Source organism: Herbaspirillum sp. (assembly GCF_017744395.1).
Lineage (GTDB): Bacteria > Pseudomonadota > Gammaproteobacteria > Burkholderiales > Burkholderiaceae_D > Herbaspirillum.
This window is the reverse complement of sequence record NZ_JAGIBI010000005.1, coordinates 13,032-37,608: the sequence shown is the minus strand read 5'-3', so window position 1 is coordinate 37,608 and position 24,577 is coordinate 13,032. Positions and strand designations below refer to the sequence as shown.

The 24,577-nt window shown below is 65.6% G+C and carries 26 protein-coding genes; 21 read left to right on the top strand and 5 right to left on the bottom strand.

Going from position 1 to position 24,577, the window contains the following annotated elements; genetic code table 11:
* Entirely contained in the window at positions 1–2,757 is a 2,757-nt protein-coding gene (locus tag J7548_RS13880; protein WP_290975206.1) for an AAA family ATPase, read from the top strand.
* Positions 2,758–2,793: 36 nt separating this feature from the next.
* Here the strand turns inward: J7548_RS13880 and J7548_RS13875 are convergent, their stop codons facing one another.
* Genes J7548_RS13875 through J7548_RS13865 form a run of 3 tightly spaced genes read right to left on the bottom strand, consistent with a single transcriptional unit; the run spans position 2,794 to position 4,693 of the window.
* Positions 2,794–3,240: an Lrp/AsnC family transcriptional regulator gene (locus J7548_RS13875; RefSeq protein ID WP_290975205.1), complete on the bottom strand. Its 447-nt coding sequence runs from the start codon at positions 3,238–3,240 to the stop codon at positions 2,794–2,796.
* Positions 3,241–3,252: 12 nt separating this feature from the next.
* Positions 3,253–4,017, bottom strand: a complete 765-nt coding sequence (locus tag J7548_RS13870) for an amino acid ABC transporter ATP-binding protein (RefSeq protein ID WP_290975204.1) — start codon at positions 4,015–4,017, stop codon at positions 3,253–3,255.
* A 10-nt stretch (positions 4,018–4,027) separates the two neighbouring features.
* Positions 4,028–4,693, bottom strand: a complete 666-nt coding sequence (locus J7548_RS13865) for an amino acid ABC transporter permease (RefSeq protein WP_290975203.1) — start codon at positions 4,691–4,693, stop codon at positions 4,028–4,030.
* Positions 4,694–4,953: 260 nt separating this feature from the next.
* On the opposite strand from J7548_RS13865, the gene J7548_RS13860 reads away from it, so the two are divergent.
* Positions 4,954–5,748: an SDR family NAD(P)-dependent oxidoreductase gene (locus J7548_RS13860; RefSeq protein ID WP_290975202.1), complete on the top strand. Its 795-nt coding sequence runs from the start codon at positions 4,954–4,956 to the stop codon at positions 5,746–5,748.
* 24 nt (positions 5,749–5,772) lie between these two features.
* Positions 5,773–7,038, top strand: coding sequence for a D-amino acid dehydrogenase (locus J7548_RS13855; protein ID WP_290975201.1), 1,266 nt, complete (start codon positions 5,773–5,775; stop codon positions 7,036–7,038).
* A 21-nt stretch (positions 7,039–7,059) separates the two neighbouring features.
* Here J7548_RS13855 and J7548_RS13850 read toward each other — a convergent pair whose 3' ends face one another.
* Positions 7,060–7,503 carry a hypothetical protein gene (locus J7548_RS13850; protein ID WP_290975200.1) on the bottom strand — a complete coding sequence of 148 codons (444 nt, stop codon included), beginning with the start codon at positions 7,501–7,503 and terminating at the stop codon, positions 7,060–7,062.
* Between the two features lie 208 nt (positions 7,504–7,711).
* Between J7548_RS13850 and J7548_RS13845 the strand changes: the two genes are divergently transcribed.
* Positions 7,712–8,281, top strand: a complete 570-nt coding sequence (locus J7548_RS13845; protein WP_290975199.1) for a cell division protein FtsI — start codon at positions 7,712–7,714, stop codon at positions 8,279–8,281.
* A gap of 97 nt (positions 8,282–8,378) precedes the next feature.
* Here J7548_RS13845 and J7548_RS13840 read toward each other — a convergent pair whose 3' ends face one another.
* Positions 8,379–9,044 (bottom strand): flagellar basal body L-ring protein FlgH, encoded by a 666-nt coding sequence (locus J7548_RS13840; RefSeq protein WP_290975198.1) that lies wholly within the window; start codon positions 9,042–9,044, stop codon positions 8,379–8,381.
* A gap of 628 nt (positions 9,045–9,672) precedes the next feature.
* On the opposite strand from J7548_RS13840, the gene J7548_RS13835 reads away from it, so the two are divergent.
* The 17 genes from J7548_RS13835 to J7548_RS13755 are packed head-to-tail and all read left to right on the top strand — an operon-like array spanning position 9,673 to position 24,576.
* A complete protein-coding gene (locus J7548_RS13835) occupies positions 9,673–10,458 on the top strand; it encodes an ABC transporter ATP-binding protein (RefSeq protein WP_290975197.1) in 786 nt (261 codons plus the stop codon).
* Between the two features lie 50 nt (positions 10,459–10,508).
* Positions 10,509–11,504: an ABC transporter substrate-binding protein gene (locus tag J7548_RS13830; protein ID WP_290975196.1), complete on the top strand. Its 996-nt coding sequence runs from the start codon at positions 10,509–10,511 to the stop codon at positions 11,502–11,504.
* Positions 11,505–11,506: 2 nt separating this feature from the next.
* Positions 11,507–12,343 carry an ABC transporter permease gene (locus J7548_RS13825; protein ID WP_290975195.1) on the top strand — a complete coding sequence of 279 codons (837 nt, stop codon included), beginning with the start codon at positions 11,507–11,509 and terminating at the stop codon, positions 12,341–12,343.
* A gap of 24 nt (positions 12,344–12,367) precedes the next feature.
* Positions 12,368–13,138, top strand: coding sequence for an SDR family oxidoreductase (locus J7548_RS13820; RefSeq protein WP_290975194.1), 771 nt, complete (start codon positions 12,368–12,370; stop codon positions 13,136–13,138).
* Positions 13,139–13,163: 25 nt separating this feature from the next.
* Positions 13,164–13,700, top strand: coding sequence for a cupin domain-containing protein (locus tag J7548_RS13815; protein ID WP_290975193.1), 537 nt, complete (start codon positions 13,164–13,166; stop codon positions 13,698–13,700).
* A 20-nt stretch (positions 13,701–13,720) separates the two neighbouring features.
* On the top strand, positions 13,721–14,596 hold the full coding sequence (locus tag J7548_RS13810) for an alpha/beta hydrolase (RefSeq protein ID WP_290975192.1): 876 nt from the start codon (positions 13,721–13,723) through the stop codon (positions 14,594–14,596).
* A 13-nt stretch (positions 14,597–14,609) separates the two neighbouring features.
* Positions 14,610–15,446, top strand: a complete 837-nt coding sequence (locus tag J7548_RS13805; RefSeq protein WP_290975191.1) for an IclR family transcriptional regulator — start codon at positions 14,610–14,612, stop codon at positions 15,444–15,446.
* 17 nt (positions 15,447–15,463) lie between these two features.
* Positions 15,464–16,282, top strand: coding sequence for an SDR family oxidoreductase (locus J7548_RS13800; protein WP_290975190.1), 819 nt, complete (start codon positions 15,464–15,466; stop codon positions 16,280–16,282).
* Positions 16,275–17,978, top strand: a complete 1,704-nt coding sequence (locus tag J7548_RS13795; RefSeq protein ID WP_290975189.1) for a thiamine pyrophosphate-binding protein — start codon at positions 16,275–16,277, stop codon at positions 17,976–17,978. Before J7548_RS13800 ends, J7548_RS13795 begins: the two co-directional genes overlap by 8 nt.
* A 9-nt stretch (positions 17,979–17,987) precedes the next feature.
* Positions 17,988–18,788: an aspartate dehydrogenase gene (locus J7548_RS13790; RefSeq protein WP_290975188.1), complete on the top strand. Its 801-nt coding sequence runs from the start codon at positions 17,988–17,990 to the stop codon at positions 18,786–18,788.
* Positions 18,789–18,807: 19 nt separating this feature from the next.
* On the top strand, positions 18,808–20,283 hold the full coding sequence (locus J7548_RS13785) for an aldehyde dehydrogenase (RefSeq protein ID WP_290975587.1): 1,476 nt from the start codon (positions 18,808–18,810) through the stop codon (positions 20,281–20,283).
* 35 nt (positions 20,284–20,318) lie between these two features.
* Complete coding sequence (locus J7548_RS13780; RefSeq protein ID WP_290975187.1) at positions 20,319–21,290, top strand: VOC family protein; 972 nt, start codon at positions 20,319–20,321, stop codon at positions 21,288–21,290.
* A gap of 23 nt (positions 21,291–21,313) precedes the next feature.
* Entirely contained in the window at positions 21,314–22,468 is a 1,155-nt protein-coding gene (locus J7548_RS13775) for an FAD-dependent monooxygenase (protein WP_290975186.1), read from the top strand.
* Between the two features lie 15 nt (positions 22,469–22,483).
* A complete protein-coding gene (locus tag J7548_RS13770; protein ID WP_290975185.1) occupies positions 22,484–22,816 on the top strand; it encodes a hypothetical protein in 333 nt (110 codons plus the stop codon).
* Entirely contained in the window at positions 22,816–23,049 is a 234-nt protein-coding gene (locus J7548_RS13765; RefSeq protein WP_290975585.1) for a recombinase-like helix-turn-helix domain-containing protein, read from the top strand. Before J7548_RS13770 ends, J7548_RS13765 begins: the two co-directional genes overlap by 1 nt.
* A gap of 40 nt (positions 23,050–23,089) precedes the next feature.
* A complete protein-coding gene (locus tag J7548_RS13760; protein WP_290975184.1) occupies positions 23,090–24,139 on the top strand; it encodes an aromatic ring-hydroxylating dioxygenase subunit alpha in 1,050 nt (349 codons plus the stop codon).
* Positions 24,136–24,576, top strand: coding sequence for a RidA family protein (locus J7548_RS13755; protein ID WP_290975183.1), 441 nt, complete (start codon positions 24,136–24,138; stop codon positions 24,574–24,576). Before J7548_RS13760 ends, J7548_RS13755 begins: the two co-directional genes overlap by 4 nt.
* The last annotated feature ends 1 nt before the right edge of the window (position 24,577 follow it).

The following is a 24,577-nucleotide window of genomic DNA, read 5'->3' as shown; positions in this document are numbered from 1 at the left end:
ATGGCTACTCTTTGCGAAATCTGTAATGCCCGTCCGGCGGTCGCCCAGGTCACGGCGGTGGTGGACGGCGAGCGCAAGTCGATGTCGATCTGCGAATACGACTATCGCCAGCTGATGCGGCACCAGAGCATGCTCAATCCCTTCGACACCCTTCTCGGCGGGGGATTGCCGGGTTTGTTCTCCGGCGATGGCGCCGGGGAGCGGGGGCTGAGGGCGTCCGTGCCGCGCGAATCGGTGGATATCACCGACGCCTTCAGCCAACAGACGCTGGAACTGCTGCAGCGCGCCGCTGAAAAAGCCGTTGAACTGCATCGCACGGAACTGGATACGGAACATGTCTTGTATGTGCTGGCGGATACGGATGTGGTCTCGGCGCTGTTGCGGGAGATCAAGCTCGCGCCCCAGGATATCAAGGCCTATATCGACGAGCACGCCAAAAAGGGCGTTGCGGGAGCCGAGATATCCGCCGACGAGCTGGCGGTGTCGCCGCGCCTGAAGAAAGCGTTCCAGCATGCCTTCCAGGCATCACGCGAACTGGGGCACTCGTATGTCGGCCCCGAACACGTGCTCATCGGGCTGGCGATGGTGCCCGAAAGCATCGCTGGCGGGCTGCTGAAGAAATACGGCGTGACGCCGGAAACCCTGCGCCAGAAGATCGTCAAGGTGGTCGGCAAGGGCGCGGAGGACGGGCGCGTCGATGCGCCGACAGGCACGCCTACCCTGGACAAGTTCGGCCGCGACCTCACCGCGATGGCCCGGCAGGGAAAGCTCGACCCGGTTCTGGGCCGCTCGCAGGAAATCGAAAGCACCATCGAAGTACTGGCGCGGCGCAAGAAAAACAACCCGGTGCTGATCGGCGAGCCGGGAGTCGGGAAGACGGCGATCGTGGAAGGGCTGGCGCAACGCATCGTCAACGACGACGTCCCGGAAAACCTGCGCGGTAAGCGGCTGGTCGAGATCAACATCAACTCCATGGTGGCCGGCGCGAAGTACCGGGGCGAATTCGAAGAGCGGGCCAAGCAACTGATCGACGAGATAACGGCCCGGCAGAGCGAACTGGTGGTCTTCATCGACGAACTGCACACCATTGTCGGGGCCGGCCAGGGCGGCGGCGAAGGCGGGCTGGACATCGCCAACGTGCTCAAGCCCGCGCTGGCCCGGGGCGAGCTGAGCCTGATCGGCGCGACCACGCTGAACGAATACCAAAAGCATATCGAGAAGGATGCGGCGCTGGAGCGGCGCTTCCAGCCGGTGCTGGTGGCCGAGCCGAGCGTGGAGCAAACCATCGTGATCCTGCGCGGCTTGCGCGATACGCTGGAGGCGCACCACCAGGTCACGTTTGCGGATGACGCCTTTGTCGCCGCGGCGGAGCTGTCGGACCGCTACATCACGTCCCGCTTCCTGCCGGACAAGGCGATCGACCTGATCGACCAGGCCGCGGCGCGGGTCAGGATCCAGTCGACCTCGCGTCCGGCCGGCATGCTTGAGCTGGAGGCGGAAATCGCCCAGCTCAAGCGCGAGCAGGATTACGCCTCTTCGCGCAAGCGCTTTGACGAGGCGAAGGGCTTCGAAGAGCGGATCAAGGAGAAGCAGGCCAGCCTGGACGAACAAACCGATGTCTGGCAGCGCAAGACCGGTTCGGAAACGCTGGAGGTCACCGTGGCGTCGGTGGCGGAGGTGGTATCGCGCCTGACCGGCATTCCGGTCAGCGACTTGACCAAGGAAGAGCGCCAGAAACTGGTCGACATGGAGAATCTGCTGCGCCAGCGCGTGATCGGCCAGGACGAGGCCGTCGTTGCCGTGAGCGATGCGGTGCGTTTGTCGCGCGCGGGGCTGGGCCAGAGCAACCGGCCGATTGCCACCTTCCTGTTCCTGGGGCCGACCGGGGTCGGCAAGACCGAGCTGGCGAAGGCGCTGGCCGAATCCGTGTTCGGCGATGAACAGGCGGTGGTCCGCATCGACATGTCGGAATACATGGAGCGGCATGCCGTGGCCAGGCTGATCGGGGCGCCCCCCGGCTACGTGGGCTACGACGAAGGCGGGCAGCTCACGGAGCGCGTGCGCCGCAGGCCGTACAGCGTGATCCTCCTCGATGAGATCGAGAAGGCCCATCCCGATGTGAACAATGTGCTGCTGCAGGTGTTCGACGACGGCCGCCTGACCGATGGCAAAGGCAGGGTGGTCGACTTCAGCAATACCATCATCATTGCCACCAGCAACCTAGGCGCATCCATCATCATGGACAACCTGGAAAAGGATGCGGCAAGCCGCACTCCCGAAAAGGAGGTGCGCGACAAGCTGATGGGAGTGCTGAAGGGGCATTTCCGCCCCGAATTCCTGAACCGGATCGACGAGGTGATCGTCTTCCATAGCCTGTCGCGCGAGAATATCCGTTCCATCATCCAGATCCAACTGGGGCGGGTGGTGCGGACGGCGGCCGCGCAAGACATCGTGCTGAACGTGAAGGACGAGGTGGTCGACCATCTCGCGCAGGTCGGTTACCAGCCCGAGTTCGGCGCGCGCGAACTCAAGCGCAAGATCCGCCAGGAACTGGAAACGCTGCTGGCCAAGGACATCCTCGGCGACAAGATCCGCTCCGGCGACCGGGTCGACGTGGGCTTCGACAAGGATTCGGAGCGGATTACATTGACGCCGCTTGCGCGGGAGGAAAAGGCCAAGGGCGATGCGTCAGGCGTGCCGGAAAACGAAAAGGCCCGTGGATCCAAGCGGCGCGCCGCGGCGGAAAACAAGGCTTGAGCATCGGACAAGTCCGCGCGCGCCTTGCATGCCGGCTCAACGCTCGATCTTGCGCGACAACACGATGGAGGTGGTGGTGCGGGTAACGCCGTCGATCTCGCCGATCTCGTCGAGCAACTGGTCGAGCCGTTCGGCGGAAGCGGCGCGCAGCCAGGCGACGTAGTCGTACTCGCCGGAGACCGAGCACAGCAGTTCGATCTCGGGCATGCGCTTGAAGCGCTTGAGCACGTCGCGCGCGGTCTTGGCTTCGACGGTGATGCCGACATAGGCGTGCAGGGCGTTGTCGGTGACTTCCTGGCCCAGCTTGACGGTGTAGCCGGCGATGATGCCGTTCTTTTCCAGCCGGGCCAGGCGCGCCACCACGGTGGTGCGCGCCACGCCCAGCTTGCGCGCCAGGTTGGCCACGCTTTCGCGCGCCGACACCTGCAGCAGCGCGATCAGGTTGCGGTCGGTGTCGTCGAGGGTGTCGAACCGCGTTTTCATTGGACGTCGGGTTTATCCATTGAAGCGGGCCAGGAAGGCCTGGGTCGCCGCCTGCTGCGGGTTGTCGATGACCTGCGACGGCGGGCCGGCTTCCACCACCACGCCGTCGCGCATGAACACCACCTGGTCGGCCACTTCGCGCGCGAAGGCGATTTCGTGGGTGACCAGGATCATGGTCATGCCGTCGGCCGCCAGGCCGCGGATCACGTTCAGGACTTCGCCCACCAGTTCCGGGTCGAGCGCCGAGGTGGCTTCGTCGAACAGCATCACGTCCGGTTGCATGGCCAGCGCGCGGGCGATGGCGATGCGCTGCTTCTGGCCGCCGGAAAGCTTTTGCGGATACATGTCGGCGCGTTCGGCCAGGCCGACTTTCTGCAGCAGCGCCATGGCGCGCTCGCGGGCCTGGGCCTTGGGCACGCGCTGCACGGTGACCATGCCTTCCATCACGTTCTCGAGCGCGGTCATGTGCGGGAACAGGTTGAAGTGCTGGAACACCATGCCGGTGCGGGCGCGGAAGCCGGCCAGTTCCTTGTCCTTGGGAAGATGGGACTTCTTGCCGTCGAACTCGAAATGGCGCTCGCCGATGCGCACCGCGCCGAAGTCGGGCACGGTCAGCAGGTTCAGGCAGCGCAGCAGGGTCGACTTGCCCGAGCCGGACGGCCCGATCATGGCGACCACGCTGCCCTTTTCGATCTGGATGGAAATGTCCTTCAGCACCACGTGGTCGCCGAAGGCCTTCTTGAGATTGCTGATCTGGATCATCGCGTTATTGCTCATTGTGTTCACCTCAACCGTGCTGCGCCGACAGGCGGGTTTCCAGGCGCTTGGCCCAGATGGTGGCAGGCAGCAGGATCACGAAGTAGATGACCGCGACCATGGTGTAGATTTCCAGCGGACGGTAGGTCTCGTGGGCGATGATCTGGCCCTGGTAGAGCAGGTCGGGCACGGCCAGCACCGACAGCAGCGAGGTGTTCTTCAACTGCATGATGGACTGGTTCACCAGCGGCGGCGTCATGCGCTTGAAGGCTTGCGGCAGGATCACGCGTTTCATCAGCTGGAAGCGCGTCATGCCCAGCGCCCAGCCGGCTTCGGACTGGCCGACGTCGATCGAGATGATGCCGCCGCGGATGATTTCCGAATAGAACGCGCCGCCGTACAGCGACAGCGACAGCAAGGCCGCGGTGCCGGCCGACATCTCGACGCCCAGCAGTACCGGCAGCGCGTAGTAGAACCACACCAGTTGCACCAGCACCGGCGTACAGCGGAAGACTTCGACGAAGGCCCGCAGCGGCCCCGAGATGAACGGGTTGGAAGAGAGGCGGCCGAGGCCCACCACCAGTCCGACGAACAGGCCCAGCGCGATACAGACAATGGTATAGCCCAGCGTGTAGACGAAGCCGATGCCGATGATGCTCCTGAATTGCCAGAGCGAGCCGAAGTCCCATTGATACATCTGCGTTTTTCCTTCAATACGATTCAAGATGAACCAGAAGCCTGGTCCGGGGCAAGGGCCGCCGTTGTTGCCGGCAATTGTAATGGAGAACGGCAGGCGGCGGCCACATGCAGGCCACGCCACAGCGGCGTTTCAGGTGAATCCATTTCACGCCGGTTGATGAAATGAGTTCTAAAATAACGCACTTGCCACAGCGCACTTGAATGCGCCGTTCGCCGGCTTTCCCAGCGATTGGGAAAGCGCCTAATCCAAAAATGACCATGAGCCAGGTTTCTTCCCCCGCTGTTTCTGCCGACGCTGCCAACCCGCAGCGCACGATCCTCATTACCGGCGCCGCGCGCGGCATCGGCGCGGCAATCGCCGCTACGGTAGCGGCGCCGGAGGTGTCGCTGGTGCTGCACGCGCGCAGCGAGTCTCCCGAGTTGCAAGCCGTCGCGCAGCGCTGCCGGGAGCAGGGTGCGCGTTGCGTGCTGGCGTTCGGCGACATGGCCGAGCCGGGTACCGCCGCCTTGCTGCGCGACACCGCGCTGGATGAATTCGGCCGGCTCGATGCGCTGGTGGCCAATGCCGGGTTCGCCGACCGCAAGCGCATCGGCGAGTTGTCGGACGCCGACTGGTCGCGTTCGCTGGATGCCTTGCTGTCGGGTTTCTTCCGGCTGACGACCGCCTGCAAGGACGCGCTGCAGGCCTCCGGCGCGGGGCGCGTGGTGGCGGTCAGTTCCTTCGTGGCGCATGTGTTCCGCCTGGGCGAATCGGGCTTTCCGGCATCGGCCGCGGCCAAGGCCGGCATCGAGGCGCTGGTGAAATCGCTGGCGGCGCAGCTGGCAGCTTCAGGCGTGACCGTCAACGCGGTGGCGCCCGGCTATGTGCAGAAAAGCGACCCGTCCAAGTCAGCCATCGACCCGGCAGCCTGGCAGGCCGCGTTGGAACGCATCCCCATGCGCCGCCTGGGACAGCCGCAGGAGATCGCCAACGTCATTGCCTTCTTGCTGAGTCCGGCCGCCTCTTACGTCACCGGCCAGGTCTGGCATGTGGACGGCGGACTCACGCTCTGAATACCTTATCTACCTGAGAACACCATGCGCATTATCGTGCTCGGCGCCGGCATCGTCGGCGTCACTACCGCTTATTTCCTCCGCGAGCGCGGCCATGAAGTCACCGTGGTCGAGCGCCGCGCCGAAGTGGCGGCCGAGACCAGCGTCGGCAACGCCGGCCATGTCTGCCCCTCCTACGCCACGCCGTGGGCGGCGCCGGGCATGCCGGTCAAGTCGCTGAAATGGACGCTGCAGAGCTGGCTGGGCATCGAGGCCGCGCTGCGCTTCATGCCGCGCATGGATACCCACCAGTGGAAGTGGCTGCGCCAGTTCCTGGCGCAATGCACGCCCGAGCGCTATGCCGTGAACAAGGCGCGCATGGGCCGCTTGGCGCGCTACAGCCATACGCAACTCAAGCAGATCCGCGAGCGCCTGAACATCCAGTACGAGCAGACCAGCGGCGGCAACCTGCAGTTGTTCCGCAACCAGGAAGGCGTGGACAACGCCGGTTTGTCGACCAAGGTGCTGGCCGAGGCCGGCGTGCCGTTCGAACTGCTGGACGCCGATGGCTGCGTGGCCTTCGATCCGGGTTTGCACGCGGCGCGCCATGAGATCAAGGGTGGCTTGCTGATGCCGATGGACGAAACCGGCAACTGCCCGCTGTTCGCGCGCGCGCTGGCCGGCTGGCTGCAGGCGCATGGGGTGGAGTTCCACTTGTCGACCGAGGTCGAGGCGATTGAAGTCGAAGGCGGGCAGGTGAAGGGCGTGCGCACCAAGGGCGGCACGCTGCGCGCCGATGCCTATGTGGTGGCTTGCGCGGCCGCTTCGGTGCCGATGTTGAAGCCGCTGGGGCTGGACTTGCCGATCTATCCGGTCAAGGGCTACGCCATCACGGTGCCGGTGGCCGATCCCGCCGGCGCGCCCAGGAGCGGCGTCATGGATGAGTATTACAAGGTCGCCATCACGCGCATGGGCAATAACATCCGCGCCGCCGGCACCGCCGAGATCGGCAGCTGGGATACCAAGGTGACGCCGCGCGACTGCGCGACCGCGATCAAGTCGCTCAAGAACCTGTATCCGCACGGCGCCGACCTGGCCAGGGTCGAGTACTGGGCCGGCCTGCGCCCGATGACGCCGGACGGCGCGCCGCTGATCGGCGCCACGCGCTATCCCAACCTGTGGCTCAACGCCGGCCACGGTTCCAACGGCTGGACCACCGCCTGCGGCGCCAGCCGGGTCATTGCCGATAAGGTGTCGGGCGTGGAGACCGAGATCGAGAGCGGCGACCTGAGCCCGCAGCGGGCGATCTGAGCCGGAGCGAAGGGCGGGCGGTCAACGCTCGAACAGCGCATCCACATTGTCGCCGTTGCTGAAGGCGCTGATGCCCCATCCCGATGGCGACTTGTAGAAGATGAACTGCCACGGGATGGCCTGGCGTTCGGTCTTCTCTATATAGGTCAGCTTGATCAGCGAATCGCCGACCTTTTCCGAGCGGATGAATTCGTAGCCCACCGAGTTGCCGACCTGCGCCTCGATCGCCATGCGCGAATTGCGGGCATTGGCGCGCGCCGCTTCGAGCGCGCGGATGTCGATCAGCGAATAGGGCGACATGGCGCCGTAGGCGTCGTCGGTGCGGCCGGCGCCGGCCTGGGCCATGACCTTGTCGGCCAGCGCGCGGACCTCGGCTTCGGACTTCAGCGTATCGGCCTGCGCAATATGGCACACGCCGGCCAGCGCGGCGGCGGCCAGCAGGGATGAAGGAAGGAATCGTTTCATCGGAAGTCTCCTGTTGCGGACGGAAATGCCTGCCCGGTATTGTGCCAGCATCGCGCGCGCCGGGCGCGGCGCGCATGGTGTAAAGCGGCGCGGGGAGCAGCGTAAATCAAGGTAAAACCGGCCTGGCGCCGGAACCGGCGCGGATATGATGGGCGGCCTGGAATCCCGCTGCCGCCCAACAACGCGGGTTCCGCTCGGGGGAGCCGCCATGCGTACCATCATCATCGCCTTCTTGCTGGTCTCGTCGCTGCCGGGTTGCGTGGTGACGTCCACCAGCGCCCTGGTCGACGCCGCCAGCCTGGTCGGATACGCCGCGTCCGGCGTGAAGTCGATTGCGCCCAATGCGCCTGCCAATCCCATCGTCTACAGCAAGGAGGCTATCCGCGAGGTCTGCATCGAGTGGAACGGCGCCGTGGCGCTGAGCGATTTCGTGCCGGGCCTGCAGGGCGAGCTGCAGAAGCACGGCGTGCAAAGCCGCGTCTACGATGCCGGCACCCAGGCCGTCGCCTGTCCGGTGACGCTGACTTATACCGGCTACGTCAAATGGGACACCAAGGCCTTCGCCGCTGCCTATACACCCTATCTCACCTTCGCTTCGCTGACGCTGCGCCGCGATGGCCGCGTGCTGGGTTCGGCGCAATACCGCATCGGCGCCTTCGGCCAGGACAAGTGGGCCTCGGTCGGCGAGAAGCTGGGGCCGCTGGTCGACGCGCTGCTGCCGGGCAATCCCGCCATCATCGCCGACAATGGGCCCGGCGGCGGCATGGGCGGTTACTGATCCGCGCCATCTCCATCAAGCAAAAAGCGGCAAGCAACAAAAACGGCAACCTTGGTTGCCGTTTTTGTTTCCGCTTCTCCTGGGCACCGGCAACGCATCACCAGATCGTCAGCAGGCGGCGGAAGAAATTGTTGTCGGTGCTGGCGTCGGCGATAGCGCCGCCGCCGACCTGTTCCAGGCGCGCATCGGCCACATTGGAGGAGGCCACGATGCCGCCGCGGATGTCGCGCGTGCGCACCACGCCGGAGAAGCGCAGCGTGTTGATGTTGCCGTTGACGCCGATGCGCTTTTCGCCGGCCACGACCAGGTTGCGGTTGGGCAGCACCTCGACGATGGAAACCATCAGCGTGCCGGTCATGGTGTTGGTATTGCTGCTGTCGCCCGAACCCTTGAAGGTATTGCTGCCCGAGGCCGAGTAATTGGCGTCGTACAGCTGGGTGAACAGGCCGCCCAGCGGCGCGCCCGAGCCGGGGCCTTTCTGCGACAGGGAAGTATCGCGGCTGTTGTTGGTGGCGGCCTTGTTGCTGCTGCTGATGGATTCGGAGATGTCGATCTTGATGATGTCGCCGACGTTGTAGCTGGTCGGCTCCTCGAACAACTGCGCGCTGGAGACGCGGAAGATGGCGCCGTTGTTCTCGACGTTGGCCACCGGATAGGACGGCCGCACGCTGGTCGGGCCGGTCACCATGGGCGCCGGGCTGTAGCAGGCGGACAGCGATACGGCCAGCGCGCACGCGCCGGACAGACGGTATTGGAACTTCATGGCGACACCCCCGGAATTGGACGGCCGGACTGGATGTCCGGCGCTGCCGGGCCGCCTCAGGGCGCAATGCAGTGGATGCGGAACGCGGCGGCTCGTGTTGCGGATGATGTGCGCGAATGGTGTAAGCGGCGGTTAGCGCCGTGTAAATGCCGGCAAACAAAAATCAACGGGCGTTAAGTCCTGGTTCCGGGCTCGCCGGGACTGCGCCGAAGCCGCGTCATCCTTGCCCGGCTGGAATTCCTGGCCGTTGTCATCCCGCCTTGTATCGTCCTTGCCACAAGCGCTCGACAAAGTGCATCGCCTGCACCGGCGAGGTTCGCGCCGCGTCCGTTTGGTGAGCCGGCAGCCGCAATCCGCGCTGAAATCGGCCTTTGCGGCTTGGCACATACTTTGCATAAAACACGGGAAACGGTTTTTATATAAACCATCAGTTTATATATGGAACAAAATAAGTCATTTTGTCCAGAAATATCTGCTATATTCAATGCACATATCTCCCATATATAAATTGTTGTTTCATATATGGAACGTTTCGGTGCCCGGCTGGAGACACCCGCCCAGAAGAGGCGGAAGGCCGGGAAGAATAGCTGGGGCGCCACCGGGCGCCAAGCCAATCAGCAGAGGCAACATGATCGAAATCGAATTCCGCAAGGTCGGCAAGAGCTTCATCGACCGCCAGACAGCGCAACCGCGCGCTGCCGTCAACAACGTCAACCTGTCCATCAAAAGCGGCGAGGTGGTCTCCATTATCGGCCCTTCGGGATGCGGCAAGAGCACGCTGCTCAATATGGGTGCCGGACTGTATCTGCCCACCGAGGGAGAGGTATTCGTCGGCGGCGAGAAGGTGACCAAGCCGGTGCGCAAGGTGGCCTTCATGCTGCAGAAGGATTTGCTCATGCCCTGGCGCAACATCCGCGCCAACGTCACCCTGGGACTGGAAATCGACGGCATGCCGCAGGCCGAGCGCCGCCGCATCGCCGACGAGCTGCTGGCCAAATGCCACCTGAAAGGGTTTGAGGAACATTACCCGTACCAGCTGTCGGGCGGTATGCGCCAGCGCGCCGCGTTGGCGCGCACCCTGGCGGTCGATCCGCAGGTATTGCTGCTGGACGAACCGTTCTCGGCTCTGGATGCGCAGACCAAGATGGTCCTGCAGCAGGACTTGGCCAAGATGCTCTACGAGAAAAAGAAAACCGCGCTCTTCATCACCCATGACCTGGTCGAAGCCATTGCCCTGTCCGACCGACTGTTGGTCATGAGCGAGCGCCCGGGCACCATCGTCGAGGAGATCGAGGTCGATCTGCCGTTCCGCGACAACCCGCTGGAACGCCGCAAGCTGCCCGAAATCGGTCCGTTGCAGGGCCGCCTGATGGAGCTGCTCAAGGTCGGCAAAGAGACTGCCGAACTGCACTGATTTCACGCCGAAACCCACGTCAACGAAGACCCCTAGGGAGAGCTAGAAACATGAAGAAATTTTTCGTATCCGCCTGTGGCGCACTGGCCCTGAGCGCCGTCCTCGGCGCCGCTGTCGTCCCCGCCATCGCCTACGCCGCGCCGGAAGAAGTCACCTACCTGCTGCCGGCGCCGCCGAATTCGCCAGCCTTCGCGCCCTGGGTGCTGGCCCAGCACAAGGGCTACTACGCCGATGAAAATCTCAAGGTCAGCTTTATCGTCGCCAAGGGCGGCGTCGATGTGGCCAAGCAGATCGGCGCCGGCAATGCTGTGATCGGCGGCGCCATTGGCGACACCCCGATCGTGGTGCGCGCCAATGGCATCCCGGTCAAGGCCATCGCCGTGCTGGGCGCGGGTTCGGTGACCATGGTCGCCGCCAACCCGGCCGACGGCATCAAGGGTCTGAAGGACCTGAAGGGCAAGACCGTCACCGTGATGTCCTATACCGACACCACCTACTATGCCTTCCTCGGCAGCCTCAAGACCGCCGGCCTGACCAAGACCGATGTGCAGATCCAGGCCGCCGGTCCATCCGGCGTGTGGCAGTTGTTCACCTCGGGAAAGTCGCAGGCGTTCGCCGGTGTGCCTGATTGGGTCGTCTCCGCTACCGATGCGGGCGCCAAGGTCGAGCTGCTCGACAACGGTGGGTTCAAGAGCATGGCGCAAGCCATCCTGGCTTCCGATGACACCATCAAGAAGAACCCGGAGCTGCTGAAGAAACTGGTGCATGCCACCCTGCGCGGCATGCAGGACATCATGAAAGACCCGAAGGCCGCCGCTGCCGACTACGTCGCCGCGCTGCCCAGCTACAAGGGCAAGGAAGCGAGCATCCAGGCCACCTTCGAGATGTACAACAAATATGTGTACGCCAACCAGAAGACCCTGGGCCAGATCGATTCGAGCCGTATGGATGCCGTGCAGAAGTTCTACGTCAGCGAAGGCATCGTCACCAAGGCGACGCCGGTCAATGACCTGTTCACCAATCAGTTCATCGGAGTCGCGAAGTAATCATGAATACCACTACAGCGAAAGAATTGGCTGCGCCCGATCGCCGGCCGTCCGTTCCCGCGTTTAGCGAAAAAGCGCGCACCGTATGCGGCAGCCTGGCGCTGCTGGTGCTGTTCATCGCCGCCTGGCAATGGGGCCCCGGCATGCTGGGCATGCCCGAATACATCCTGCCCAATTTCATGCAGGTGGTGCGCGAATCGGTCGTCATGTGGAACGGCGCGCAGCTGCTGCAGCACTTCGGCATCACCGCCATGGAAGTGGTGTTCGGCTTTTTGTTCGGCGCGCTGCTGGGCCTGGCGGTGGGAGTGGCCCTGGGTTTGTCGCCGCGCGCCGAAGCCATGCTCTCGCCTTACATCCTGGCGTTGCAGATCGCGCCTAAAGTGGCTTTCGCGCCGCTGTTCGTGATGTGGCTGGGCTACACCATCTATCCCAAGATCATTGTCGCCGTGCTGATCGTGTTCTTCCCGATCATGATCAACGTGCTGTCGGCCATCCGTACCGTCGACCCCGACATGGTCAACCTGGTGCGCACCCTGAATGCCGGCCGCTGGCAGATCTTCCATCTGGTCGAGTTCCGCTCGGCGCTGCCGGCGCTGTTCTCCGGCCTGCGCATCGCCTCCACCTTGTCGGTGATCGGCGTGACCGTGGGCGAGCTGGTGGGCGGCAACCAGGGGCTGGGCTACCTGCTGGTGGACGGCGAGGGGCAGGGCAACACCGCGGCCGTATTCGTCGCCATCGTGGCGCTGACCATGATCGGCGTAGTCACCTACGGTTTCGTGGTGTGGGCCGAACGCAAGGTCTTGCACTACATCCCCAAGGCCAATACCAGCACTGTCTGAGCGATGGATAACAGGAGCGAAAACATGTCCGCAGCAAATACGGCAACCCTTCTGGCGGGACGGCGCATCCTGGTCACCGGCGCCGCACGCGGCCTCGGCCTGGCCTTCGCCGCCGCCATTGCCGAAGCGGGCGCCGCCGTGGCGATGGCCGACATCCTGCAGGAGCAGTTGGCCGCATCGGTGGCAGCGCTGAAGGAGCGCGGCTTCAAGGTGGAAGGGTTTGTGGTCGACCTGGCCGACCCGGAGTCGGTCAAGGCCTGCGCCTCCGCCGCCACCGGCTGGCTGGGCGGCCTCGACGGCCTGGTCAATAACGCCGCCATCACCAATTCCGGCGGCAAGAGCAGCGAGCAACTGGAAGTGGAGATGTGGGACCGCGTGATGGATGTCAACGTTCGCGGCACCTGGCTGATGACCAACGCCTGCCTGCCCGCGCTGCGCGCATCGAAGCGCGGCGCGGTGGTCAACCTGTCGTCGGATACCCCGCTGTGGGGCGCGCCCAACCTGCTGGCCTATGTGGCCAGCAAGAGCGCGGTGATCGGCATGACCCGCTCGCTGGCGCGCGAACTGGGCGGCGACAACATCACCGTCAATGCGGTGGCGCCCGGCCTGACCCTGGTGGAAGCCACCGAATACGTGCCCAAGGCACGCCACCAGACCTATTTCGACCGCCGCGCCATCCAGCGCGACCAACTGCCGGAGGACGTTTGCGGCGCCGTTGTGTTCGCCCTGTCCGACATGTCGCGCTTCTTTACCGGCCAGGTGATGGCGGTCAACGGCGGTTTCGTTTTGAACTAACCCGATTTAACGCAAGGAGAACAGCATGACCGACATGTCCGAACAAGAAAACATCGCCCGCAGCTGGGACCGCCCCGAAGGCGCCAGCTTCGCCGACTGGATGGAGTCGCGCGTGGCGCGCCTGTCCACCCGCAAGTACGACTGGGACGCGCTGAAGTTCCAGTCCGACTACGACCCCAAGTTCCGCCGCGCCCAGATGCGCTACATCGGCACCGGCGGCACCGGCGTGGCGCATGACGCCAACGTCATCCCGTCCGAGCATTTCACCTTCTCCACCATGATCATCCCGGCCGGCCACGAAGGCCCGCCGCACCTGCACATCGACGTCGAGGAAGTGTTCTTCGTCATGCGCGGCAAATTGAAGCTGGTGCTGGAGAAGGATGGCGAGCGTTTCGAAACCATCCTGACCGACCGCGACGTGGTCTCGGTGCCTCCCGGCGTGTACCGCGAGGAAATCAACATCGGCGACGAAGATGCGCTGATGTGCGTGATGCTGGGTTCCAAGAAGCCCATCACCCCGACCTATCCGCCGGAACATCCGCTGGCGTCGATCAAGCGCTGAACGCAGGGAAAGCTCCAGCCATGAACGCACCCGTTGCCGCCAACTGCGCCGATGAGCTCAAGGACCAGCTCGCGCTGCTGGAAGGCCGTTTCGCCGAACGTACCGTCGAGGTCGGCAGCGGCGTGGTCTCCTACCGCAGCTGCGGCACGGGGCCCGCGGTGGTGCTGCTGCACGGGATCAGCTCGGGAGCCGCATCCTGGCTGCAGTGCGCGCTCAAGCTGGAGGAAGGCGCCCGCGTGATCGCCTGGAACGCGCCCGGCTACGGCCGTTCGACGCCGTTGCCGATGACGAGGCCCCGGGCATCCGACTATGCCGCGCGCCTGCAGCAGATGCTGCAGGCACTGGATGTCGCCGACTGCGTGCTGGTCGGCCATTCGCTGGGCGCCCTGATGGCCGCCGCCTACCTGGCCGGCGGCGATGGCCGGGCGCGCCGCGTCCTGCTGGCCGACCCGGCCCAGGGCTACGGCGCCGCGGACAAGCGCGAGCGCGCACGCGAGGTGGAGCAGGAGCGCCTGGGCGCGCTGCGCACGCTGGGCATCGACGGCATGGCGCGCAAGCGTTCGCGCCTGCTCTCGGAACACGCCGGCCAGGCGCAACACGACTGGGTTAGCTGGAACATGCAATGGCTGGACCCGGCCGGCTATACCCAGGCGGTGCACCTGCTGTGCGGCGACGATATCGGCGCTTATCTCGGCGCGGCGCCGATGCGCGGCGTGTCGGTGGCCTGCGGCGCGCTCGACGTGGTGACCACACCCGAGGCCAGCGAAGGGCTGGCCAGGAAGTTTGATGTGCCCTTCAAATTGGTGGAGGCCGCCGGCCACGCCTGTTATATCGAGCAACCGGCGGCGTTCGCGGAGATGATCCGCGAGCAATCCGCCCAACCCAACCAGAACTGAACCACATAAAACCATGAACAAGCCAGTGCTGCCAGAAGAAGAATCGCAAGACAAGTACTCCGTTCCCGGCCTGGAGCGCGGCCTGCGCCTGCTGTGCGAATTCAGCCGCCAGGACAAGACCCTGGGCGCGCCGGAACTGGCGCGCCGCCTCGACGTGCCGCGCTCGACCGTGTTCCGCCTGTTGGCTACGCTGGAGCGCATGGGTTTCGTCGAACGCACCGACGGCGGGCGCGAATACCGCCTCGGCATGGCGGTGCTGCGCCTGGGCTTCGAATACCTGGCCTCGCTGGAGCTGACCGAGATCGGCCGCCCGCTGCTGGACCGCCTGCGCAATGAAATCGGCTACTCCTGCAACCTGGTGGTGCGCGACGGCCGTTCCATCGTCTACGTCGCCAAGTCGGTCACCCAGACCGCCTTCACCAGCCACGTCAACGTCGGCACCCGCCTGCCGGCGCACGCCACCGTGCTGGGCCGCGTGCTGCTGGAAGACCTGAGCCTGCCGCAGCTGCGCGAACTGTATCCGGAAGAGCACCTGGAAGTCTTCTCCAGCAATACGCCCAAGACCGTGGTCGAACTGTTCGACATGGTGCAGGCGGACAAGGAACGCGGCTTCGTGCTGCAGGAAGGTTTCTTCGAGACCAGCATCTCCACCGTGGCCGCGCCGGTGCGCGACCACTCCGGCCTGGTGGTGGCCGCCCTGGGCGCCACCATCCCGTCGCCGCATATCGACGCCGGCCAGCTGGACGGCATCGTGGCGCGCGTGCGCGAGACCGCGGCCGAGCTGTCGCGCCTGCTCGACCATTCGCCAGAGCAGTCTGACGGCAAGGTCATCAACATGTGGCGGAGCTGATGGCGATGAACGCAGCGATGACTTCACTCCAGGGCAAGGTGGCGGTGGTCACCGGCGGTTCGTCGGGTATCGGCCTTGCCACCGTCGAGCTGCTGCTGGAGGCCGGCGCCGCTGTCGCCTTCTGCGGCCGCGACGCCGCCCGCCTGCAGCAGGCCGAGGCCGCGCTGCGCGGACGCTTCCCGCAGGCCCGCCTGTACACCGCTACCTGCGACGTGCTGTCGCAGGAACAGGTGCAAGCCTTCGCCGCCGCCGTCGAGCGCGAGCTTGGCACGGTCGCCATGCTGGTCAACAACGCCGGCCAGGGCCGCGTCTCCACCTTCGCCGACACTGCCGACGAAGCCTGGAGCGAGGAACTGCGCCTGAAATTCTTCTCGGTGATCTACCCGACCCGCGCCTTCCTGCCGCAGTTGCAAAAGACCAGCGCCGAACACGGCGACGCCGCCATCGTGTGCGTCAATTCGCTCCTGGCGACCCAGCCCGAGCCGCACATGGTGGCGACCTCCGCCGCCCGCGCCGGCGTGCACAACCTGGTGCGCTCGCTGGCCACCGAATTCGCCAAGGGCGATGCGCCACGGGTGCGCGTCAACGGCATCCTGATCGGGCTGGTCGAATCCGGCCAGTGGCGCCGCCGCTTCGATGCGCGCCCGCCCGAACAGCAAGGCCAGGACTGGCAGCAATGGACCGCTGCGCTGGCGCAGAAAAAGAATATCCAACTCGGCCGTCTCGGCCTTCCCCAGGAAGCCGCGCGCGCGATCGTGTTCCTCGCCACGCCGCTTTCCTCGTACACAACAGGCAGCCATATCGATGTTTCAGGAGGACTTTCCCGCCATGCCTAATACCACCAAGCAAGTAACCGTCGGCTGCGCCATCGCGGCTTTCCTCGAACAGTGCGGCGTCAAGGCGGCGTTCGGCGTGATTTCGATCCACAACATGCCCATCCTCGATGCCTTCGGCGAGCGCGGCAAGATCCGCTTCATCCCGGCGCGCGGCGAGGCCGGCGGCGCCAACATGGCCGACTCCTATGCCCGCACCACCGGCGGCCTGGGCGTGTGCCTGACCTCGACCGGCACCGCCGCCGGCAATGCCGCCGGCGCCATGGTCGAAGCCCTGACCGCCGGCACGCCGCTGCTGCACCTGACCGGCCAGATCGAAACGCCTTACCTCGACCAGAGCCTGGCCTACATCCACGAAGCGCCGGACCAGCTGGCCATGCTCAAGGCGATCTCCAAGGCTGCCTTCCGCATCCGCAGCGTCGAGACCGCGCTGAGCACCATCAAGCTGGCCGTGCAGACCGCGCTGACGCCGCCGATGGGGCCGGTGTCGGTAGAGATCCCGATCGACATCCAGGCCGCGCTGATCCCCGAGCCGACCGACCTGCAGCCGCTGGCGATCCCGCAGAACGTGCCCTCGGCGCGCGCGCTGGACGAGCTGGCCGAGCGCCTGCTCAAGGCCAAGCGCCCGCTGCTGTGGCTGGGCGGCGGCGCGCGCCATGCCGGCGCGCAGGTGCAACGCCTGATGGACCTCGGCTTTGGCGTGGTCACCAGCACCCAGGGCCGCGGCATCGTGGCCGAGGACGATCCGCGCTCGCTGGGCGCCTTCAATCTGCACAAGCCGGTCGAGAATTTCTACCAGAGCTGCGACGCCATGCTGGTGGTCGGTTCGCGCCTGCGCGGCAATGAAACCCTGAAGTACGAACTCAAGCTGCCGCGCCCGCTGTACCGCGTCGACGCCGATCCGGCCGCCGAAGGCCGCTGCTATACCAGCGACTATTTCGTCTGCGGCGACTCCGCGCTGGTGCTGGAAGGCCTGGCCGACCGCCTCGGCCGCATCAAGGTCGCCCCGGCTTTCATGGATGACCTGAAGAAGGCGCGCGATACCGCCGTCAGCGGACTGGTCGACGGCCTCGGTCCCTACAGCGCGCTGGTCGAGCAATTGCAAAAGGCCGCCGGCCGCGAATTCAACTGGGTGCGCGACGTCACCGTCTCCAACAGCACCTGGGGCAACCGCTACCTGCGCATCTTCGACCCGCGCGCCGGCGTGCATGCGCTGGGCGGCGGCATCGGCCAGGGCCTGGCGATGGGCATTGGCGCCGCGGTCGGCGCGGCCGTCACGCAGTCGGGCAAGAAGACTTTCACGCTGGCCGGAGACGGCGGCTTCATCCTGAACCTGGGCGAACTGGCCACCGCGGTGCAGGAGCAGGCCGACATGGTCATCGTGCTGATGAACGACAAGGGCTACGGCGTCATCAAGAACATCCAGGACGTGCAATACGGCGGGCGCCGCCACTACGTCGACCTGCACACGCCCGATTATGCCGAGCTGTCCTCGGCGCTCAAGCTGCGCCACAAGCGCGTCTCCAACCTGGCCGACGTCGCCGCCGGCCTGGGCGAGGCGCTGTCGCAGCCGGGCCCGTTCCTGCTGGAGATCGACATGCTCTCGATCGGCAGCTTCAAGACCGCCTTCGCCGGCCCGCCGGTAAACGGCAAGGAAAAGGCCGCCGCAGCTGCGGTCGAGGCCGCCACCGCAGCCTGAGGAGCCGCCATGTTGCACGTATCGATGATCGGTTGCGGCGCCATTGGCGCGGGTGTGATGGAGATTCTCAAGAGCGATCCCGAGGTCGCCTTCGACATGGTGGTGGTGCCCGAGGCGCACATGGACAACGCGCGCGGCGTGGTGTCTTCGCTGGCGCCGGCGGCCAGGGTGGTCTCGCGGCTGGGTGAAGAACGCCCCGACCTGCTGATCGAATGCGCCGGCCACCAGGCCATCGGCGAGCACATCATCCCGGCGCTGGAGCGGGGCATTGCCTGCATGGTGGTGTCGATCGGCGCGCTGTCCGAGCCGGGCCTGGTGGAGAAGCTGGAAGCCGCCGCCCGCACCGGCAAGACCCAGGTGCAACTGCTGTCGGGCGCCATCGGCGCCATCGATGCGCTGGCCGCGGCCAAGGTCGGCGGCCTGGAATCGGTGGTCTACACCGGCCGCAAGCCGCCGCGGGCCTGGAAGGACACCCCGGCCGACGGCGCTTTCGACCTGGATGCGCTGGCGGAGGCCACGGTGATCTTCGAGGGCAGCGCGCGCGAGGCCGCGCGCCTGTACCCGAAGAACGCCAACGTTGCCGCCACGCTGTCGCTGGCCGGCCTGGGGCTGGACCAGACCAAGGTACGCCTGTACGCCGACCCGGGCGTGACCGAGAACGTGCACCACGTGGAAGCGCGCGGCGCCTTCGGCGGCTTTGAGCTGACCATGCGCGGCAAGCCGCTGGCGGCCAATCCCAAGACCTCGGCGCTGACCGTCTACAGCGTGGTGCGCGCGCTGGGAAATCGCGCCCATGCGCTGTCGATCTGATTGAGTTGAACCGGACATGATGAACCTGAACGAAACCTTGCCCATCTGCGTCGCCGGACAATGGCGCCTCGGCGGCGGCGACCGCTACGCCACGCTGTACCCGGCCACCGGCGAAGCGGTAGCGCACCTCAACGCGGCCAGCGTGGCCGACGTCGAGGAAGCCATCGCCGGCGCCGACCATGCCTTCCGCACCAGCGGCTGGGCGCAGCGGAAGCCGCACGAGCGCGCCGCCGTGCTGTACCGCGTTGCCCAGCTGATCCGCGAACGCGGCGAGGAGCTGGCCCAGCTGCAGCGCCTGGACAACGGCAAACCGATTTCCGAGACGCGCAACCTGGTGGCCAGCGCCGCCGGCACCTTCCAGTTCTTCGCCGCCGCCTGCGAAACCCTGGAGGAAACGATTACGCCCATGCGCGGCGACAACCTCACCATGAGCGTCTACGAACCCATGGGCGTGGTGGCCGCGATCACGCCGTGGAATTCGCCGATCGCCAGCGAAGCGCAGAAGATGGCGCCGGCCCTGGCCGCCGGCAACGCGGTGGTGGTCAAGCCGGCCGAAGTCACGCCGCTGGCCGCGCTGGAACTGGCGAAGATCTGCATCGAAGCCGGCGTGCCGGCGGGCCTGGTCAGCGTGCTGCCGGGCAAGGGTTCGGTGATCGGCGACGCCATCACCCTGCATCCGCTGGTCAAGCGCGTCTCCTTCACCGGCGGCACCACTACCGGCAAGCATATCGCCCACATCGCCGCCGACAAGATGATGCCGGTCTCGCTGGAGCTGGGCGGCAAGTCGCCCACCATGGTGTTCGAGGATGCCGACATCGACCATGCGGTGGCAGGCGTGTTGTACGGCATCTTCAGCAGCTCGGGAGAATCCTGCATCGCCGGTTCGCGCCTGTTCGTCGCCCGCGCCATCTATGACGGCTTCATGGAACGCCTGGCCGCAGGCGCCGCGGCATTGCGCGTGGGCGACCCGGCCGACGAACGCACCCAGATGGGGCCGCTGATCACCGCGCGCCACCGCGAGGGCATCGAGCGCTACGTCGACATCGGCATTACCGACGGCGGCCGCATTCGTACCGGCGGCACGCGTCCGCAAGGCGCCGCTTTCGAGCGCGGCTACTACTACAACCCGACCATCATCGAAGGCGTGACCAACGACCAGCGCATCTGCCAGGAAGAGATTTTCGGCCCGGTGCTGGTGGCCATGCCCTTCGACAATGAAGAGACGTTGATCGAGCAGGCCAACGACAGCGTGTACGCGCTGGCCGCCGGCATCTGGACGCGCGACTACAAGAAGGCATGGCGCTTCGGCCGCGCGGTGCAGGCCGGCAACGTCTGGATCAACACCTACAAGCAGTTTTCGATCTCGACCCCGTTCGGCGGCTGGCGCGACAGCGGCCTGGGGCGCGAGAAGGGCCGGCTGGGCATCCTTCAGTACATGGAGCAGAAGGCCATGTACTGGGGCTTGAACGAACAGCCGCTGCCGTGGGCCGGCTGAGCCGCCCGGCAATGAACAAGGATCAGGAGAAGCACATGGACGTATTGGGTATCGACGAAATCACCTACGGCGCGGACGACTTGCCGAAGTGCCGCCAGTTCTTCCTCGACTGGGGCATGACGCTGGCGCAGGACAGCGCCGCCGGCCTGGTGTTCGAATCGCAGAACGGCTGCCGCGTGATCGTGCGCGACAGCGCCGATCCCGGCCTGCCGCCGGCCATCGAAGCCGGCCCGACACTGCGCGAAGTGGTGTGGGGAGTGTCTTCGCAGGCGGTGCTGGACAAATTCGCCGGCCGCATCAGCCAGCTGCCGGGCTACGTCAATGACGGCAAGCGTGTCGGTTGTACCGATCCCAACGGCCTGGCGGTGCGTTTCCAGGTCTCGGTCAAGCGCGACGTCAAGGTCGAATGCGCGCGCATGAACACCTGGAACGAGAAGAACCGCATCAACGAGCGCAGCCCGGTCTACGAGCGCGCCGCGCCGATCGAGGTCGGCCATGTGGTGTTCTTCGTCAAGGACGTGAAGGCTTGCGAGAAGTTCTATTGCGAGAACTTCGGCTTCGTCCCCTCCGACCGTTATCCGGAACGCGGCGCCTTCCTGCGCTGCGCCGACGTCGGCGGGCATCACGACATCTTCCTGCTGCAGCCGCCGGAAGCGCGCTCGGGCCTGAACCATGTGGCCTTCACCGTGCGCGACATCCATGAAGTGTTCGGCGGCGGCATGCACATGTCGCGCAGCGGCTGGGATACCCAGCTCGGCCCTGGCCGCCATCCGATCTCTTCGGCCTACTTCTGGTACTTCAAGAACCCGGCCGGCGGCCTGATCGAGTACTACGCCGATGAAGACCAGCTCGACGAACACTGGGAGCCGCGCGAGTTCGAGCCGGGCCCGACGGTGTTCGCCGAATGGGCCATCGACGGCGGCATCGACGGCAACACGCGCCGCCAGAAGAACGCGCAGGGCCCGAGCGGCAAGTTCCTGACCGATCGCGCGCCGAGCGGTAAATAATTTCATTCAGCAGAGGAAAACATATGTCCTTCAAGATCGGAATCCTGGGTGCGGGCATCGGCGGTTTGACCGCCGCCATCGCCCTGCACCGCGCCGGCCACGAGGTGGTCGTGTATGAGCAGTCCAAGCAATTTCTGCGCGTGGGCGCGGACATCAATCTCACGCCCAACGCGGTGCGCGCGCTGGACGGGTTGGGCATCGGTGACGCCGTGCGCAAGACCGCCGCGCGCCCGACCCACCGCATCAGCCGTACCTGGGATACCGGTGAGGAAACTTCGCGCCTGGCCATGGGCGACACCGCCGAGCAAAAGTACGGCGCGCCGCAACTGACCATCCATCGCGCCGACCTGCTGGCGGCGCTGGCCGATGTGTTCCCGCTGGAACAGGTGCGTTTCGCCAAGCGCGCCGAGAAGATCGACGAACAGGCCGACGGCGTCACCCTGTATTTCACCGACGGCAGCAGCGACCGCGTCGACGTGCTGATCGGCGGCGACGGCATCCATTCCGCCGTGCGCACCGCCATGTTCGGCGCCGAGAGCCCGCGCTTCACCGGCGTGGTGGCGTTCCGCGCCGTGGTGCCGGCCGAGAAGGTGGCAGGCGTACCCAACCTGCAGGCTTTCACCAAGTGGTGGGGGCCGAATCCGGAAAGCCAGATCGTGACTTTCCCGCTCAACCGCGGCGAAGACATCTTCATCTTCGCCACCACCGCGCAGGAGAGCTGGCATCTCGAATCGTGGACCACGCCGGGCAGCGTGCAGGAGCTGCGCGACAGCTACGCCGGTTTCCATCCCGACGCCACCGCGCTGCTGGACGCTTGCGACGAGGTGTTGAAGACCGCGCTGTACGAGCGCGATCCGCTGCCGGCCTGGGCCAAGGGCAACATGGCACTGCTGGGCGACGCCTGCCACCCGATGATGCCTTTCATGGCGCAGGGCGCCGGCATGGCCATCGAAGACGCGGTGGTGCTGGCGCGCTGCCTGGCCGCTGTCTCGACGCTGGAGGAGGTGGCAGGTTCCTTGCAGGCCTACCAGCAGCTGCGCATGGCGCGCGCCTCGAAGATACAGATCGGTTCGCGCGGCAACAACTGGCTGCGCGAAGGCGGCAACGCCGATTGGGTATACGGCTACGACGCCTGGAAGGTGCCGCTGCAGCCGGAACCGGAAGTCGAGACCGCCTGAAGCGCCGGAGCCGACATGAGCCAAGAGAAGCAAGCGGACACCATGCTGCTGACCATCGTGTTGAAGCATGACCAGTCCAAGAACCTGGAAGACATCCAGTCGCACATGAAGAAGGTGGACTGGTGGGAGCGTTTTCCCGTCGAAGGCACGCGCGTGGTGTCCTGGACCGTGGCCATGGGCCTGGGCCAGATCGTCACCCTGGAGCTGCCGCCGGCGCTGCTGCCGCTGGTCAACGTCGAGCTCGAACGCTCGGCCTGGGGCGTGTTCCGCACCGAGTGCTACCCCACCTACGATTTTGTTCCCGTGCGCGAGCGCATCCGCGAGCGCGTCAGAAATGGAGGCCAATGATGGTTGCAACAGTCACAGACGTTTATCTCAATCCGCACCAGGCACGCCGCCGCCCGCCGACCCAGTACGAAGACCTGCTGGGCGACTCCATCGAGCGCGCCTACGCCGCCGGCGTGCATGAACTGGGTGCCCTGGTGGCGCACCTGAACCGCACCGGGCCGAGCTGCCCCTACAACGGCGGCGTGTGGACCGAACAGAACTACCAGGAAGAAATCGCCCGCCTGGCCGCGTGAGCAATGCGCCGCCCGTGCCAGCCAACAGGAGAGACCAGAAATGAGAACGACAGCCAATGATCCCGTCGACGCCGTACTCGCCGTCGGCCTGAAAGACTTGTGGTACCCGATCTGCCCGTCCGAGTTCGTGGCCGAGAAGCCCGTCTCGCTGCGCCGCCTGGGCAAGAAGCTCGTGCTGTGGCGCGAACCTTCCGGCACATTGCACGCGCTTGAAGACCATTGCCCGCACCGCGGCGCGCCGCTGTCCATGGGCATCCCCATGGGCGACCGCATCGCCTGCGGCTACCACGGCGTGCAGGTGCGCTTCGACGGCGTGGTCACCAGCGTGCCCGGCAGCCCTGGCTGCAAGCTGGAAGGCGCCAAGGCCACCCGCCGCTTCCACGTGACCGAGGCGGCCGGCGCCATCTTCCTCTACAACAGCCTGGAAGACGTTGACACGCCGCCGCCGCTGCGCCTGCCGGAAGAACTGACCAGCCCCGAGTATTCCAACTTCCTGTGCTACACCGAATGGAAGGGCGATTATCGCTATGTGCTGGACAACGTGATGGACCCGATGCACGGCACTTTCCTGCACAAGCAGTCGCACTCGATGGCCGAGGGCGACAACACGGCCAGCTTCGGCATTCGAGAGACCGACATCGGCTTCGTGTTCGAGAAGGAAGGCCAGCGCGACGTCAACTTCGACTGGACCGAATGGGGCGACACCGGCCTGCACTGGATGCGCCTGGCGATTCCCTATCCGAAGACCGGCGGCCCCGGCGGCAGCTTCGTGATCATCGGCAGCTACACCCCCATCGTCGACAACGTCGCCGCTGTATTCCACTGGCGTTGCCGCAAGCTGAGCGGCTGGCAGAAGGACACCTGGCGTTTCCTGTACCGCAACCGCCTGGAAGCGCGCCACTGGAACGTGCTGGAACAAGACCGCGTGGTGCTGGAGCTGATGGAGCCGGACGCCAACCAGCGCGAGATGCTGTACCAGCATGACATGGGCATCGTGCGCCTGCGCCGCCATATGCGCGGCCTGGCCAAGGAGCAGATCGCGCGCGAAGAAGAGCGGGCCGCGGCCAAAGCGGCAGCCAAGGCGGCATGAACGCGCCGATGGAGCCGGGCGTGGTGCGCCGCGTCAAGAGCGCCAGGGTGACCGAGCCGGCCACGGCCACCTGGTCGAACTGCCTGGTGATCGGCGACGAGATCGTCATGTCCGGCATGACCGCGCATCCCGCCTCGCGCGAAAACAAGCTTGGCGCCTATGAGCAGACGCTGGTGGTGCTGGGCAAGGTGCGCGACCTGGTGGAGGCCGCCGGCGGCAGCGTCGGCAGCATCTACAAGCTGGTGATCTACGTGAAGGACATCGGCGACAAGGACGAGGTCGGGCGCGCGCGCCGCGATTTCTTCCGGGCGCCGTATCCATGCTCGACGCTGGTCGAGGTCAGCGGCCTGGTGTTTCCGGAGCTGGTTGTCGAGATCGACGCCTTTGCGCGGCTGGGCGTCGACCTGCAGCGGTCGATACAAGAAGTGGTTTCCTGAA

Bases quoted from the DNA above. Each gene is read 5' to 3' on its own strand.
- J7548_RS13880 (WP_290975206.1), top strand. From the start codon at position 1: ATGGCTACTCTTTGCGAAATCTGTAATGCCCGTCCGGCGGTCGCCCAG.
- J7548_RS13875 (WP_290975205.1), bottom strand. From the start codon at position 3,240: ATGAAAACGCGGTTCGACACCCTCGACGACACCGACCGCAACCTGATC.
- J7548_RS13870 (WP_290975204.1), bottom strand. From the start codon at position 4,017: ATGAGCAATAACGCGATGATCCAGATCAGCAATCTCAAGAAGGCCTTC.
- J7548_RS13865 (WP_290975203.1), bottom strand. From the start codon at position 4,693: ATGTATCAATGGGACTTCGGCTCGCTCTGGCAATTCAGGAGCATCATC.
- J7548_RS13860 (WP_290975202.1), top strand. From the start codon at position 4,954: ATGAGCCAGGTTTCTTCCCCCGCTGTTTCTGCCGACGCTGCCAACCCG.
- J7548_RS13855 (WP_290975201.1), top strand. From the start codon at position 5,773: ATGCGCATTATCGTGCTCGGCGCCGGCATCGTCGGCGTCACTACCGCT.
- J7548_RS13850 (WP_290975200.1), bottom strand. From the start codon at position 7,503: ATGAAACGATTCCTTCCTTCATCCCTGCTGGCCGCCGCCGCGCTGGCC.
- J7548_RS13845 (WP_290975199.1), top strand. From the start codon at position 7,712: ATGCGTACCATCATCATCGCCTTCTTGCTGGTCTCGTCGCTGCCGGGT.
- J7548_RS13840 (WP_290975198.1), bottom strand. From the start codon at position 9,044: ATGAAGTTCCAATACCGTCTGTCCGGCGCGTGCGCGCTGGCCGTATCG.
- J7548_RS13835 (WP_290975197.1), top strand. From the start codon at position 9,673: ATGATCGAAATCGAATTCCGCAAGGTCGGCAAGAGCTTCATCGACCGC.
- J7548_RS13830 (WP_290975196.1), top strand. From the start codon at position 10,509: ATGAAGAAATTTTTCGTATCCGCCTGTGGCGCACTGGCCCTGAGCGCC.
- J7548_RS13825 (WP_290975195.1), top strand. From the start codon at position 11,507: ATGAATACCACTACAGCGAAAGAATTGGCTGCGCCCGATCGCCGGCCG.
- J7548_RS13820 (WP_290975194.1), top strand. From the start codon at position 12,368: ATGTCCGCAGCAAATACGGCAACCCTTCTGGCGGGACGGCGCATCCTG.
- J7548_RS13815 (WP_290975193.1), top strand. From the start codon at position 13,164: ATGACCGACATGTCCGAACAAGAAAACATCGCCCGCAGCTGGGACCGC.
- J7548_RS13810 (WP_290975192.1), top strand. From the start codon at position 13,721: ATGAACGCACCCGTTGCCGCCAACTGCGCCGATGAGCTCAAGGACCAG.
- J7548_RS13805 (WP_290975191.1), top strand. From the start codon at position 14,610: ATGAACAAGCCAGTGCTGCCAGAAGAAGAATCGCAAGACAAGTACTCC.
- J7548_RS13800 (WP_290975190.1), top strand. From the start codon at position 15,464: ATGACTTCACTCCAGGGCAAGGTGGCGGTGGTCACCGGCGGTTCGTCG.
- J7548_RS13795 (WP_290975189.1), top strand. From the start codon at position 16,275: ATGCCTAATACCACCAAGCAAGTAACCGTCGGCTGCGCCATCGCGGCT.
- J7548_RS13790 (WP_290975188.1), top strand. From the start codon at position 17,988: ATGTTGCACGTATCGATGATCGGTTGCGGCGCCATTGGCGCGGGTGTG.
- J7548_RS13785 (WP_290975587.1), top strand. From the start codon at position 18,808: ATGAACCTGAACGAAACCTTGCCCATCTGCGTCGCCGGACAATGGCGC.
- J7548_RS13780 (WP_290975187.1), top strand. From the start codon at position 20,319: ATGGACGTATTGGGTATCGACGAAATCACCTACGGCGCGGACGACTTG.
- J7548_RS13775 (WP_290975186.1), top strand. From the start codon at position 21,314: ATGTCCTTCAAGATCGGAATCCTGGGTGCGGGCATCGGCGGTTTGACC.
- J7548_RS13770 (WP_290975185.1), top strand. From the start codon at position 22,484: ATGAGCCAAGAGAAGCAAGCGGACACCATGCTGCTGACCATCGTGTTG.
- J7548_RS13765 (WP_290975585.1), top strand. From the start codon at position 22,816: ATGGTTGCAACAGTCACAGACGTTTATCTCAATCCGCACCAGGCACGC.
- J7548_RS13760 (WP_290975184.1), top strand. From the start codon at position 23,090: ATGAGAACGACAGCCAATGATCCCGTCGACGCCGTACTCGCCGTCGGC.
- J7548_RS13755 (WP_290975183.1), top strand. From the start codon at position 24,136: ATGAACGCGCCGATGGAGCCGGGCGTGGTGCGCCGCGTCAAGAGCGCC.